Annotated in this window: 15 protein-coding genes and 1 pseudogene; 10 read left to right on the top strand and 6 right to left on the bottom strand. The window is 64.0% G+C overall.

Annotated features, from left to right (window positions below; translation table 11 throughout):
- Positions 1-114: 114 nt before the first annotated feature.
- The 3 genes and pseudogenes from H5395_RS16570 to H5395_RS16560 form a co-directional block, all read right to left on the bottom strand.
- Positions 115-1,261: pseudogene (locus tag H5395_RS16570) on the bottom strand (IS3 family transposase); the annotation flags it as partial.
- Positions 1,262-1,813: 552 nt separating this feature from the next.
- Entirely contained in the window at positions 1,814-2,005 is a 192-nt protein-coding gene (locus tag H5395_RS16565) for a hypothetical protein (RefSeq protein WP_182793648.1), read from the bottom strand.
- Between the two features lie 859 nt (positions 2,006-2,864).
- Positions 2,865-4,067 (bottom strand): UMUC-like DNA-repair protein, encoded by a 1,203-nt coding sequence (locus tag H5395_RS16560; protein WP_182793647.1) that lies wholly within the window; start codon positions 4,065-4,067, stop codon positions 2,865-2,867.
- Positions 4,068-4,084: 17 nt separating this feature from the next.
- Here H5395_RS16560 and H5395_RS16555 point away from each other — a divergent pair, with 17 nt between their 5' ends.
- From H5395_RS16555 to H5395_RS16515, 9 genes are all read left to right on the top strand, one after another.
- Positions 4,085-4,432: a hypothetical protein gene (locus H5395_RS16555; protein WP_182793646.1), complete on the top strand. Its 348-nt coding sequence runs from the start codon at positions 4,085-4,087 to the stop codon at positions 4,430-4,432.
- 224 nt (positions 4,433-4,656) lie between these two features.
- The gene (locus H5395_RS16550; protein WP_182793645.1) at positions 4,657-4,842 is read left to right on the top strand and encodes a hypothetical protein; all 186 of its coding nucleotides are present in this window, start codon (positions 4,657-4,659) and stop codon (positions 4,840-4,842) included.
- A gap of 123 nt (positions 4,843-4,965) precedes the next feature.
- Positions 4,966-5,292, top strand: a complete 327-nt coding sequence (locus H5395_RS16545) for a hypothetical protein (protein ID WP_182793644.1) — start codon at positions 4,966-4,968, stop codon at positions 5,290-5,292.
- Positions 5,293-5,377: 85 nt separating this feature from the next.
- The gene (locus tag H5395_RS16540; protein WP_182793643.1) at positions 5,378-5,740 is read left to right on the top strand and encodes an H-NS family nucleoid-associated regulatory protein; all 363 of its coding nucleotides are present in this window, start codon (positions 5,378-5,380) and stop codon (positions 5,738-5,740) included.
- A 157-nt stretch (positions 5,741-5,897) separates the two neighbouring features.
- Positions 5,898-6,038: a hypothetical protein gene (locus H5395_RS16535; protein ID WP_182793642.1), complete on the top strand. Its 141-nt coding sequence runs from the start codon at positions 5,898-5,900 to the stop codon at positions 6,036-6,038.
- 123 nt (positions 6,039-6,161) lie between these two features.
- Positions 6,162-6,437: a BrnT family toxin gene (locus H5395_RS16530; protein ID WP_182793641.1), complete on the top strand. Its 276-nt coding sequence runs from the start codon at positions 6,162-6,164 to the stop codon at positions 6,435-6,437.
- Positions 6,406-6,684 carry a helix-turn-helix domain-containing protein gene (locus tag H5395_RS16525; RefSeq protein ID WP_182793640.1) on the top strand — a complete coding sequence of 93 codons (279 nt, stop codon included), beginning with the start codon at positions 6,406-6,408 and terminating at the stop codon, positions 6,682-6,684. The genes H5395_RS16530 and H5395_RS16525 overlap by 32 nt, the downstream gene beginning before the upstream one ends.
- A 378-nt stretch (positions 6,685-7,062) precedes the next feature.
- Positions 7,063-7,317 carry a type II toxin-antitoxin system VapB family antitoxin gene (locus H5395_RS16520; protein WP_182793639.1) on the top strand — a complete coding sequence of 85 codons (255 nt, stop codon included), beginning with the start codon at positions 7,063-7,065 and terminating at the stop codon, positions 7,315-7,317.
- Positions 7,317-7,742, top strand: a complete 426-nt coding sequence (locus tag H5395_RS16515; protein WP_220495096.1) for a type II toxin-antitoxin system VapC family toxin — start codon at positions 7,317-7,319, stop codon at positions 7,740-7,742. The genes H5395_RS16520 and H5395_RS16515 overlap by 1 nt, the downstream gene beginning before the upstream one ends.
- 177 nt (positions 7,743-7,919) lie before the next feature.
- Here the strand turns inward: H5395_RS16515 and H5395_RS16510 are convergent, their stop codons facing one another.
- The 3 genes from H5395_RS16510 to H5395_RS16500 form a co-directional block, all read right to left on the bottom strand.
- Positions 7,920-8,072, bottom strand: coding sequence for a hypothetical protein (locus H5395_RS16510; RefSeq protein ID WP_182793637.1), 153 nt, complete (start codon positions 8,070-8,072; stop codon positions 7,920-7,922).
- Between the two features lie 129 nt (positions 8,073-8,201).
- Positions 8,202-10,073 carry a ParB N-terminal domain-containing protein gene (locus H5395_RS16505; RefSeq protein ID WP_182793636.1) on the bottom strand — a complete coding sequence of 624 codons (1,872 nt, stop codon included), beginning with the start codon at positions 10,071-10,073 and terminating at the stop codon, positions 8,202-8,204.
- Between the two features lie 264 nt (positions 10,074-10,337).
- Positions 10,338-10,832, bottom strand: coding sequence for a DUF3768 domain-containing protein (locus H5395_RS16500; protein WP_182793635.1), 495 nt, complete (start codon positions 10,830-10,832; stop codon positions 10,338-10,340).
- Positions 10,833-12,025: 1,193 nt separating this feature from the next.
- Between H5395_RS16500 and H5395_RS16495 the strand changes: the two genes are divergently transcribed.
- On the top strand, positions 12,026-12,814 hold the full coding sequence (locus tag H5395_RS16495; protein WP_182793634.1) for a putative phage abortive infection protein: 789 nt from the start codon (positions 12,026-12,028) through the stop codon (positions 12,812-12,814).
- Positions 12,815-12,905: the final 91 nt, after the last annotated feature.

Below are 12,905 nucleotides of genomic sequence, written 5' to 3'. Positions count from 1 at the left end.
GTCGATGCGCACTCGTGCGCATGTCCGCCCATCGGCCAACTTCAGCGCAAAAGCCGCCTTTGCACAGGAGGTCAAAGATGAACAAATCCGCTTGACGCTCACCGATACATACAAGTCCTCGATCCAGCCTCCGATCAATCCGTGGACGGTCCGGGCCTCGGGCAGCGGCGTCACCTGGACGTAGTCGCGCTTCAGCGTCTTCACGAATGCCTCCGAGATGCCATTGCTCTGCGGGCTTCGCACCGGGGTGAAGCAGGGCTTCAGGCCGAGTTGGCGGGCGAAGATCTGCGTGTCCTTCGCGATGTAAGGCGAGCCGTTGTCGGACAGCATCTCGATGACCGCAGGCGCAGGATATGCGCCGAAGCGGCGCTCGACGGCCTCGAGCATAAGGTCGCGGATCTCGGACCCGCTGATCCCGGCATTCACGACGGCGCGCCAGGCAATGATCTCGCGGTCATGGGCGTCGATGATGAAGGCGCCACGGACGATGTCATCGTTCCAGCACGTGAACTCAAAGCCATCCGAGCACCAGCGCAGGTTCGAGCGCATGACGATGACCTTGCCGTCGTGAACATGCTCGGGGCGGACGGAATACTTCCGCGCCAGCAGCAGCTTGTGAGCCTTCATGATCCGATAGACCCGCTTGTGATTGGCGGGCGCGCGCCCCTCGGAACGCAGCTGCCGGTTCAGGACTGCGGTGATCCGGCGGTAGCCATAGGTCGGCCGTGCCGCCACCAGCGCAGTGATCATTGGCACCACCGCCGCGTGCCTCACGCCTTGTGATAGCGCCGACGCGGCTTCGTTCTGCCGTGCAGCCGGTCGATCAGGTTTGAACGGGCCACGCCCAGGGTGTCGGCCACGACCTTCACCGGAAATCGCCCTTCAGCGGCGACCGCGCGAGCAAGGTCGGTTTTTTTGAGCGTGCCTTGTCCAGGGCCTCGCGCAGGATTTCGGCCTCCAGCGTCTTGCGGCCGAGCTGGCGCTCGAGTTCGCGGATCCGCTCCTCCATCTGCCGGACAGTTCGGTTGCTGGTCACATCGTCATCTTCGGCCACGGCCACGGCTCCCCCATCCAGCATCAGCCGACGCCAACGATAGAGCAGGTTCGGCGCAACGCCATTCCGGCGCGCCACGACTGAGATGCTGGCGCGGTCGTCCAGCGTCTCTTCCACGATCCGGAGCTTCTCGGCTGCGCTCCAGCGGCGACGACGGCCGCCATCGGTGATGATCTCGATCTCAGACATAAGCACGTGCTCAGGCATATGCCTAAGCCTCCATGACTATGCCCAGGTGTCCGGTCGAAACGGGGGCCAGTTCACCTCAAGGCTGGCGATGATGGTGTCGGTGACGTGCTGGTAAAGGTCAAAGGCCATTTGTGGCACTCCTTCGCAACGGCCCCGCCCTGGTCTTTGCCTTTGGTCGGGGTGCCCATGATGGGCGGGGTTTCTGGCGAGGTCCGCGAAGCGGCGCCTCTCCTGAAACCCTGCCTCCCGGCGAGGGCAGGAGGGGGGCCCGCGCAGGGTTGCGCGTAGGGGGCGAGGGGAGGGGGATCGCCCGGCCTGCACGCAGCGCGCCAGCGCGGAGGAAGGCCGGGGAAACCCCTCGCCCCCGTCAAGCGCGCGGCCTTGCGTGGGGGAACCGGCGGTTCCCAAGACGGACGCGCGCCCTTCGCGCGCGGCCCACCTGAGCCGGGGGCGTTCGGCTTGCCCGAATCCCCCCGGATGGCGCGATCCCCGCCCAAGCGGGGATCTCCAGTCTGATCTGTGGCGCCCGTCGCAAGACGGGGCAGGGGCGGCTTGCGCCGCCCCTTGTCGTCATTCCTGGTCGTCGGGGGCGTCCTTCGGCTCGAAGAGGACGAACTCGGTGACGCCGACCGGGAACTCCAGCTTGAGGGTGAAGGCGCTCCTGGCGCCGTCCCGTTGCGGGAACATCACGCCGACCGGGCGGAAGCGGGTCTTGCCGTCGCGGCCTTCGACGGGAACGGTGACGCGGTAGTAGGTGGACATGGCGGTTCTCCTTTTTCCGTGCGGATCGGAAAGGGCCGGGGCCATGAGGCCGGTGGTCAATGGCTGATTTGCCGCGCGAGGAATGGCCGCAGGCCAGGGGAAATCAGTCGTTGAAGGTCCGCTCCGCGGGCCGGTCCGCTGGCCGTCCCGGCCCAGATTGCACAAGAGGAAAAAGGGGGTCCGCCCAAGGCCGCCGCTCGGCAACGAACACCCTGGCAGATCGCGACGGCGAGACCTGCTTCCCGGTGATGCAGGGGCCCTGCCGCAACGGGACGGGGCGAGGGCGACGGTCAAGCCGCTGGAGTTCCGGGTCGGGGCGGCGGGCGATGGATGCCTGGAGAGAAGGACGCCCGGCTGCCGGCGAATGGGGACGGATGGCGCAAGCCGATCCTGCCCGCGTCCCAGATCCCGCGCAAAGGATTGCACCCCGGATGGGCCGAGACGCGCCCTGCCTGTTTACGTGATGAGCAGCACAGACGAGGTGTTGCATGACGGACGCGCGCCTTTCGCGCGCGGCCCACATGAGCCGGGGCGTTCGGCTTGCCCGAATGCCTCCGGCCGACGCGATCCCCGCGAGAGCGGGGATCGCCGATCTTTCTGTCTTCTTCCTTGACCGCCGCTTCAGGGGGCAGGGCGGTCAGTTCTCCACAGCGGCTCGCCTCCCTTCGTTCCTGGGGGACGCGTCCGGCTCGCCGCTGCCGGGCCGCGAAGGGCGGCCCTTGGATAACTACCCGCGTGCCCGCGTCAGGGATCGCACCCCACATGGGTCGCGACAGGCAAAGCCCGGCCCGGGTGAAGGCCGCACACCGGCCGGAAGGAGATCCAGGCCCGAGAGGGGACGCCCAGGATAACGCCGAGATCAGCCGCGCTCGAAGAAGCCCGGATGGGGGGCGGTGATTCCGTAGGTAATCGCACCCGGCCCGAAACGGTGGTTGATGTGATCCACGGCCACAGCGACCTGCTCGCCACGCGTGCGATCCGCGGGTGCAAGCGGCGCGAACAGATCGCCCGCGCGCTCTTCGAGCCGACCCACGTTGCCCAGGTGGACGCTGACGATTGCGACGGTGGCGGGTGGTCCGGCTCGCCACAGCACCCGCCAGAGTGCCCGATGCAAGCGCAGGAACAGGGCGGTGTCCTGAGACGACGCACAGCTCATGGCGCGCGACCACCCACCGCCTTCAGGAAACCCGATCGACAGGCTAAACCGCGTCGCGACAAAGCCTTCGCGGCGCAGCCGCGCCGTGGCGGTCTCCACCAGCCAGCGGCCGACGCGGTAAGCCTGCCGGGGTGCGCGGAACTCCGGCGCCAGCACCTTGGAGTTGCCGAAGCCGCCCCGCAGGGACGGGAGCAGGGGAATGTCCATGCCCTGCAGGAGCCGCACGAACCGCTCGCCCTCGACGGAGCGCCAGATCAGACGGGCATGGCGTGGATCGAGGCGGCACAGGGTTTCCACATCATAGACGCCCGCACGATAAAGGCGGTCCTTCATGGCGCGGGAGATCCCCGGCAGATCATCGAGCGCGAGATGCGCGATGGCACCGGGCAGGTTGTCGGGCGACAGCCAGCGGAAGCCGTTCGGCTTCTCGTGTTTGCCTGCGATCTTGGCAAGCAGGTGGTTGGGCCCGATCCCGGCCGAGAAGCGCAGGCACGCGCCGACTTCAGAAGCAACCGCCCGCTTGAGGCGGGCGACCAGTTCGGCCGCGCCATCCAGTTCGCGGGCGGGGCCGGACAGGGCCAGCTGGAACTCATCGACGCTGCGGATGTGGGTCAGTTCGGCATGGCGGTCCAGCACGTCCGCCACGGCCAGGTTGAAGCGGACATAAAGGCGGTGCCGGGACGACAGGAAGATGATGTGCGGGCAGAGGCGGCGGGCATCCTGGACGCGGGTGCCGGTGCGGACGCCATAAGCCTTGGCCTCGTAGGAGGCGGCCACGCAGGCGCCGGAGTGGGCATCGACGGCGGTGATCGCGACCGGGCGTCCGCGCAGCCGGGGGTCGAGCTGCTGCTCCACCGAGGCGAAGAAGCTGTTCATGTCGATGTAGAGGACGCGAAACACCCCCATTCCCCGCTCCCGATCTTGTGGAACTCACGCCGCTGTGTTCTTTTTTTGTTCCAATGGAACGAAAACATCAACTCGGCAACGTGGCCTTCGGAGGCGCCTGGTCGGAACAGATCGCGGCACGCGAGGCGCTGTCCGCGGCACTCGATGTCCTGCGTTGTGCGGCGGCCCGGGCGCAGGCGCATGATCCGCGCCGCGATCCGGCGGTGATGGAGGCGCTGACGCTGGCTTGTGACAGCCACCCGAAGGGGGTGCTGCTGGAGGCGGCGTGGAACAGGGGCGCGGCGCTCACGCACCCAGGACCGCGGATTGCCGAACTGCAAAGGGTTGCCGATCTTCTGGCAGAGGCACAGGCAGGCCGCAGGTGATGCCTTGCAGAAAGAAGATGGCATGATCGGGGCTGTCCCGTCCCATCCTGCGGCGAGGTGACAGGCCATCGGTTACCGGCAGTTCTCCCGTCAGTGCCGATGCCTCATGAGAGATCCTGCCTGGGCTGCCGTGAAAATCAGGTTTCAGACCAAGGTGTTATGAGCGGGAACCCCCGCCAGCTTCGAGCTGTTGCGATCTCAGTGAGTTCAAAGGAGTTATTATTGTGGAGATTGCCATGACGCAGGATCGGCCACTCAGTCCGGGGGACCGCATCATCATCACGGCCGTACCGGACGGCTTCATTTATCACGTCGAGACGCGGGAAGGTTCGATCAGAGCCGGGGAACTGAAGGCACGCAGCTTCAGGGACACGGTTGCCCGGATAGAGGAAGGGGAAGCCGTCAGCTGACGATCAACTCGGTGCAGACAGCTCGCTGCAAAAGGGTCCAAAGGCATCGGGACCGCCTCACAGGGCCGAGACGACGCAACGTGTGCAGGCGCGCTGTGGCTCATCGAGAATAAGGTTGCAGGCTTGGTCGAAGAAGGCCTGGGTGGACCGGGTGCGGGCGTCGCCGCCCTCCCGGCTGTGCTCTCGGTGGGAGCCGCAGATGCGGACGCCGCGGACGAGATGGATCCCGACCGCATCGACCTGAGCGCCACGGCCAAGCGCCGCTCGTACGATGTTGCCGATCCCGGCCGATGGCTCCAGCACGGGCGCTCGGTAAGCAATGTGCCGCCGGTCAGGCAGCGCGTCCATAGCAACAGCGAGAGTCGGACAGAAGGGCGCAATGCGGGCGGAACGAAAGCCCGGCCCGATATCGGACGCCACACCAGCTTTCAGTTGAACTGCGAACATTGATTTCTTGAATCCGGGGAAAATATATGGTGAGCGATGCCTCCACGAAGCTGTCGCTGTTCCCAATAAGAAAAAGGAGATCGAACGGATGGACGCAGAAGATCAGAAGACTGAATTGTCCGAAAAGCTGGAAAGCCTCGACGTCGAAGAACTCAAGGATCTGCGAAAGACCGTGGATCGCGCCATCTCGAGCTATGAGACGCGAAAGCGGCAGGAGGCCATTTCCGCGGTCGAGCAGGCGGCCCGGGAGCATGGCTTCAAGCTGGCGGATCTGCTTGGCAACGGAAAAGCGGGCAGGGGGCGGAAATCCGACGCCGGCGGAGCGGCTGGCGCTGCGAAATACGTCAATCCCGACAATCTGGAGCAGACCTGGAGCGGTCGCGGCCGTCGTCCGCAGTGGATCAATGATGCACTGGAGTCCGGCCGCACGCTCGAGGACCTCGCCGCGTGAGACAGGAGGGGCGCAGCGCCAGCCGTGCCCCTTTCCGGCCCTGGTCCGTCACCAGGCAGATTGAGGCCGGGCACAAATCACCGAGGTCAACGACAGAGCGGCGCTCACTGAACTGCTGGCAGCGGCGATCAGCTATTGCGAGCGCGAGATCGCCAGCATGAACGCCTCGGTCCGGCTCCTGGAGAAAGCCGAGCGGCAGCGGATCGAGAACGCCTATGACGAGGGCGAACGCTGGCGCGGCCTGGCCACGGACGATTTCATCCGGATGGTGGACGCGCTGGTTGTGCTGACGCGGTAGGATAACCCGGCCACATGATTCCACAGCGTCGATCATGTGGCGCAACACCTGACATCCTCGACAACTCACGAGCGAAAAGGGGGGGGTTGCAGTTTATACGGGATTTCCGTATATTCATAGCCCATGACGCAAGACAGATTTGACCCCGCCAAGGATGCGGCCAACCGCGAGAAGCACAAGTTACCCTTGGCCTTTGGAGACCAGATCTTTGAAGACGATAACCACCTGATCATTCCCTCTATCCGCGAGATCGACGGCGAGGAGCGGTTCAAGGTGGTTGGTGTCGTCGGGGAGAAGCTGTTCACGGGCGTCTTCGTCTGGCGGGGCGAACTGCCCCGCTTCATCTCGGTGAGAAGGAGCAACATGGGTGAAGAAAGAGCATATCGCACTGCCTGCTGACCCGGCCGACGCCGAAGATTTCGACGTGACCACCGAGGCGCTGGATCGGGGCCAGCGTGCCCGGCTGATCCGCAGAACCAGGACCGGGCTTGGTCTGTCGCAGACCGAGTTCGCCAGCCGCTTCCGGGTTCCCGTCGGCACGTTGCGCGACTGGGAGCAGGCACGGGCGACCGCGCCGGATTTCGCCATTGCCTATGTGCGCGTGATCGCTCAGCATCCGGACATGGTGGCGAGGGCCGTGGCATAGGCGGCGTGATCGGGGGGTTTCGTCCTGCATGCTGCGGATCAGGATTTCTGACTGAGACAAAGGCACGCGCCTCACTCAACCTGCCTTTCAGCTCACATACGGCAGCCTGCAACTGCCCGCCCGCGTCAGCGGTCCCGCCCGAAGGGACGAGATGGGCAGGGCAGGGCGACCAGGACCGGCGGGCGAGGGACTGGCTCGGGACGAGACAGGCATCCGCCCGCCGCAGCCGGAAGCATCGCCCTGACCAGCTCGGGTAGAGGCCGGCGTGCCGGCCGGAACCGGGGGCGCGACCCGAAGGGGGACGCCCGAGAGTATATCCCGTTCTAGGTTGCCTATATATCCCTGAAGGATATACTTCTTTAAAAGTGAGGATATACCATGCCACTCTACATCAAAGACCCTGCGGTGGATACGCTTGTCGATCAGTATCTTGCGGCAACCGGCATGACGAACAAGACGGAGGCTGTTCGCCGGGCCTTGTCCGACCAGTTGAACGCTCTCGCTGCCAAGGAGTCCCTGACGGACCGGGTTGCGCGGATACAGCTCCGGGCAGCGGAGGCCGGATTTGTGTCCAGCGGCAGCGACATTGCAGCAGACAAGGCATTCATGGACGAACAGTGGGGCGAGGACTGATGTTTCTCGACGCCAGCGTTGTCGCCGCCGTGCTGTTGCAGGAAGAAGATGGCCCTGCGTTCCTGAAGGCGATGGAGGCTGCGCGCGGCACCCTGCGCTATTCGCCCATTGTCCGGCTGGAGGCGACCCTTGCCCTTGTGCGCAAGCGGGTCGAGCGGCGGGGCAAAGGCCCGGCGACAGCCGAGGACTTTGCCGCCGCGACGGATCTTGTCGATGAGCTGCTGAAGGCGCTTGAAGCCAAGGAAATGCACATCACGGGCAGCATGGGTGCCGAGGCGATACGGGCGCTCTCGGTCTATGGGAAGGTGGTCGGGCATCCGGCGCAACTCAACATGGGCGATGCCTTGTCCTATGCCTGCGCCAAAGGCTTCCATGTGCCCTTGCTCTACAAGGGCGATGATTTCTCCCAGACCGATCTGGCATAAGGCAGGGGGGCAGGGCGTGGCCGCGCAGCGGCGGCCCGGCGCGGCCTGAGCGCCGCCCCTGTCCTGCCGCCGGCTTGCCGGTGACAGGGCAGGGGGAACCTGAGCCAGCAGCGGCAAAAAAGAAGCCCCGCACGGGGCGGGGCCAAGTGAACCTTCGTCGCTGAAGGAATGGGAATGTCAGTCGGGCAGGCGCCAGGTCACCAGCCAGGACGGACCAAAGGCGTTGCGGACCTGGCGAAGCTCCGGCCCTTCGTCGCCTGTCGAGGAGAGCCACTCGGCCAGCAGGCGGCTTTTCCAGCGTCTGCCATGCCGGTCGCGATAGGCCCGCAAGGCGTCGATCTGTTCGGGGCTCAGACCTCACTCCTCCATAAGCAGGTGTGGCATGTCACCGTTTCCCCTGCTTGTTGTGTGATCCGGGGGCGTGGTCTTGGTCGTCTGCCGCCCCCGGATTTCATCAGATCAGAAGCAATCCGGCACCCATGCGTCGATCCGGGCCTTTGCCTCCGCTGTGATGCGCCATGCCTTCTGATACTCGGCATCGCTGAACAGCCGCTCCATGCAGCGGGCCTTTTCCGCTTTCTTCTGCGCCTTGTGGGCCTTGAAGCCGTTGCCCTCGGGATCGCAGCCGGTCAGTTCCAGATGCAGGCTGTCCAGATAGTCGGCGCTGACACGGTTGAAAAAGTTCTCGGCGGACGGCGTCCAGACCTTGCGGATGCTGGCCCCGCTGTCGGCCTCGATCAGCGCAAAGAAATCGGCATTGCCTGCGCCATAGGGCAGGGTCCGCGCCATGCCTTCCACCAGTGCGGCATTGCGGGCCTTCTTGCCTGCCGCCGTGAAGTCGCGGAAGGCTTGGGCCAGATCCTCGACCCTCAACTCCGGGCGGCTCCATGCCTCATGTCCTGCCGGGGGATGGGCCAGCCGGTCGGACCATTCCAGCCCCTCCGTCTTGCTCGGGCAGTTCATGGGGCGTCCCGGCGACAGATCAAAGACGCTCGTGCTGACACCAGAGGCCAGCGACAAACCGAAAGCCAGCAGGTCGAACACCATTTCCGGCTTGTCCAGAAGGGCGGTCTGGATCGCGGCCAGCCGGATCGCCTTCATGTCTTCGACCAGTGCGCCGGAATAGGGCGACTTTGGCGCGGGCGCGGCATCGCCGCCGCTCGCATGGGCGGCATGGCCGGTCAGAACCCCGGCCTCAATGGCCTCCGCCCGGTCCTCGGCCCGCACCCACGGCCCGCTCATTTGCACGGTCCCGCTGTGGCTGACATAGACATGGTAGCCCGCCACGGCGCGTTGCGCGTCGGTGAAGTCGCCCTTGATGATTGCGTCCAGAGCATCAAGTTCGGCCTGCCCGGCCTCGTCCAGAGCATCGGCACTCGCCAGTTCGGCCAGTTCGTCATACCGCTCGGCCTGTTCTTCCGTCAGAACCCCCTCGACCGGATAAAGGCGGGCCAGCTTCTCGGTGACGGAATAGGAGACATATTCGTCGGCCATGACCTCGGCCCACTTCCAGCCTGCGGCCAGCTTCTCGGCCTCGGCGTTCAGGCGCTCGGTGAACAGGTCCTGCAACAGGTCGGCATCGTGCAGCGCCACGGTATCGCTGAACAGGTCGCGGCTCACGCTGCCGCCTGCGGCCTCGTAGGCGTCCAGTCCGACAAAGCGGGCGCGGCGGTCGGTGGCGCTGACGGCTGCGGGCTGCAACGCCTGCTTGATGCGGTGTTCCGACACGTCGCGGCCCTTCACCTCGGCCAGAACGGTCAGGGTCAATGCCTCGTCCTGCGACACGGTAAAGGCTTTCGCCATGCCAAGGCTGATCTGGCCCTCTTTCAGCGCGTCCAGAACCGGGGCGGGCAGGGCGGCCAAGGCAAGGCGGCGATAAACATGGGCCTCGGTCTTTCCGAAGCTGCGGGCAATGGCCGACACGTCCGCGCCTGCCTCCTTCATCCGGCCATAGGCGCGGATTTCGTCAGCGGGGGCCAGGTCCTCCCGCGCCGCGTTCTCGGCACTGGCCCATGCGCGGGCAGTGACCTCGTCGGGCGCGATGCGAACCGGGATGGAGGCCAGTTCCGGGTGCCGTTCGGTCACGGTGGCGTCACGCTCGACGGCGCGGGCGATGGCGCGCAGCCTGCGGCCTCCGGCGACAATGCCCACGCGGCCCTCCCCATCGAGGATGCCCGACAGGTTCTGGATCAGGCCGATCATGGCAAGGCTGTCGGCCAGCAGGTCGATCCCTTCCGGGTCGGCGTCCTGACGCGGGTTCAGGTCGGACAGGTAGAGCTGGGCCAGCGGAAAATACTGGATGGAGGCGGGAGCGATGGTTTCGCGTTTCATGGGAATGGTCCTTTTGCGACGGATGGTTTCTTGTTATGGATGCCCTGCCCTCATGGCCGTGGGGGCAGGGCGGGCTTTCAAAGTGCGCCGTGCTGGATCAGGAAGCGGCGGCCGATATCGAAGTTGTCGCCCTTCCTGACAAGCGCCCACGCTTCTGCGAGACGGCGCTGCAAGGTTTCTCTGCTCATAAGTTCACCCCCTTTCAGGCTGACGGTGCGGGAAGGGTCGGCCTGCCGACGGAGCCACAGCAGGCCGATGGCGGGGTCAGTGTTCGGACGGCAGGTAGAGCGTCAGAACACGGCGCGTCTGCTCAGGGTCGGAAGGGGTTTCCGCGCCGTAACGATAGGCGGTGTCGTAAAGGTCGATCTTCCAGAAGATCGCGGTGCCATGCGCCTCGACGCGGCCAAAGGAATGATCCTCGTAAGGGTCGTTGTCCTCGGTCCAGTCCGTGAAGGTGATGACCGCGTTCATCAGCGCGGCTTGGGTCCGCTCGGGAATGGCGAGAAAGCCCGGTGTGGCGACGGTGCGGCCTTTCAGATGCTGGTCGCGCCAGAGGGCCGCGAAACCCAAAGCGCGACGGAAGGCATCGTTCTGTTCCGCGATCAGCAGCCGCAGCATCTGGTCGCGGGCCTGCTCGGCGGGGTTGCAGATCGGGCAGAGGCCGGGGCCTGCATCCTCGGACTCGTAGTGATCGCGGCAGGAACCGCAGCGATAAACGCCGGTGTTCGTGTCTGCCGGGGCGGCATTGAGATGTGCCATGTGTGGCTCTCCTTTAGCGACGGGGCGGCCGGGTCTTCTGCCCGTTCCGCCGATGGGCGAGCCTTCCTGATCTGCTATCTCGAAAGGCCCATGCCTTTCGGAAAGCAGAGCGGGGAGGGCGCAGCCCTGCCCGTGGCCCCGGCCGAGACTGTCACGGGGTCGGGAAGGCGGGGTGGTGCGGCCCGCAGCCCGGCACGGGCGAGGACACGGCCCGCCTGGACGACGACGCCCAAAGGGCGGCGCTTGCCCCTTGACCGGCTCGGGCGGGGATGCGTGGCGGACAGGAACACAAAAAGGCTGCGGACGGGGGTGAGCGGGCGACAGCCCGTCGATCCTCTGGTCCGACAAATGGATCATCCTGGCCCGCGCCTCGCGCGGGCCTCTCCCGTGTCTTCTTCCTGCCGCAGCAGTCAGACGGGAAGGCAGCTATCTCTGTGCATCACCGGCAGCCTGCAACTGCCCGCCCGGTTGACTACAGGCTGACGCTCGATCCCTGTGGTCTCGCTTACAGCCTGCTTCGGCCTCCCGCCTCCACTCCCAAGGTCGTTCTGGCACGAGGCTGGACAACCGGGCTCACGGCCCGCGTCAGCGGTCCCGCCCGACGGGACGAGATGGGCAGGGCAGGGCGACCAGGACCGGCGGGCGAGGGACTGGCTCGGGACGAGACGGGCATCCGCCCGCCGCAGCCGGGAGCATCGCCCTGACCAGCTCGGGTGGAGGCCGGCTTGCCGGCCGGAACCGGGGACGCGACCCGAAGGGGGACGCCCTGTTTAGTCGAGGAAAAGGGCTGAAACCTGCATCAGAAGACCAAGGCCAGTGGTCAGGATGAACAAAGGAACCAAGCCGCTCCCGCCTGACTGTTCACCCTTCTTCGATCGATCTTCGCTTGGCGCAGTCGCCCCTCCGCAGCAGGGACACCCCCCACCGAGGTAGCTGTCTCTCCCGCACGAAACGCAATCAAATCCCATGCTATATCACCTTTCCAAATTGGGTTTGCTGGCTCTCGATGGTTTCACGACGCCAACAAATATCTTGAGTCCTGCACCAGCTTTGGCACTTCATCCGCATGATCTATGTTCTTTACCACGTCTGCTCCAAATCCTGTCTTGCGGTAGCGAGGGATACTCACCTAGAACATTTTTCTGCGGCCCTTTTAAGATGATAGGTGAGCCACACCCATAATGAGCATGTAGATGAGTATAAAAAGATATTACGAGAATGTCAAAAGCTTGCCTTGGTTTGTATGGGCCGGAATATATACGCTGGAGATTTGGCTAATAAATCTTGCAGCACCATTGAGCTTAGGGTGGACCGCTGACTATCGCGGAACATTTGGAGACATGTTCGGCGCCGCCAACTCACTCTTTTCGGCTTTTGCAGTCATTGGCGTTGCTTGGAGCGTCAGCATGCAACGAACCGAGCTCAGTATTGCTCGCGACGATAGGGAAAAGACACGAACTATCTTGAGTGAGCAGCAGGAAAACTTAAAAATCCAGAGGTTTGAAACAACCTTCTACCAGTTGTTTACCGCCTTCCAAGGCATCATTGAAAATATTGAAGTAGAGACAAGCTCAGGAAAAGGTTTGTCTATTCAAGCCAGCGAACGCGTCACGGTTACACGAACACCCTCGTCGGCTGTAAGAGGACGAAGGGCAATAGAGATAATCTTATCCCGTCTCGAAAAACAGTTCTACGCCCAAGGAAACTGGGCTGATTCAAAGGATCGGGAAGGACATGAACGGGCTGAGGATTGGGAAGAAGATATTGAAAGCAGAGCCCTCGATGCTTTTGGAAGAGCCTACCTTAACATATTTTCTGAATATGGAAGCGATCTAGGTAGGTATTTCAGAAGTCTATACACAATACTAAACTTCATAGATTCCTATGAAATACCTCAGGTCACAAAGCCATTTTATTACAAACTACTGAGAGCGCAACTATCGCAAGGTAATCCTCCCATTTCTAACGGGGTCCATTCGTAGAACTCATGCGGCCATTTTCAGTTTCTGGGCGGGTGTGATGCCGCCGATGCCCATGTTCGGGCGGTCGTTGTTGTAAGTCCAGAGCCATTGC

The sequence above is a fragment of the Paracoccus sp. MC1854 genome (assembly GCF_014164635.1).
In the GTDB taxonomy this organism is placed as follows: domain Bacteria; phylum Pseudomonadota; class Alphaproteobacteria; order Rhodobacterales; family Rhodobacteraceae; genus Paracoccus.
The sequence above is the reverse complement of the archived record's forward strand: the minus strand, read 5'-3'. Positions and strand labels throughout refer to the sequence as shown.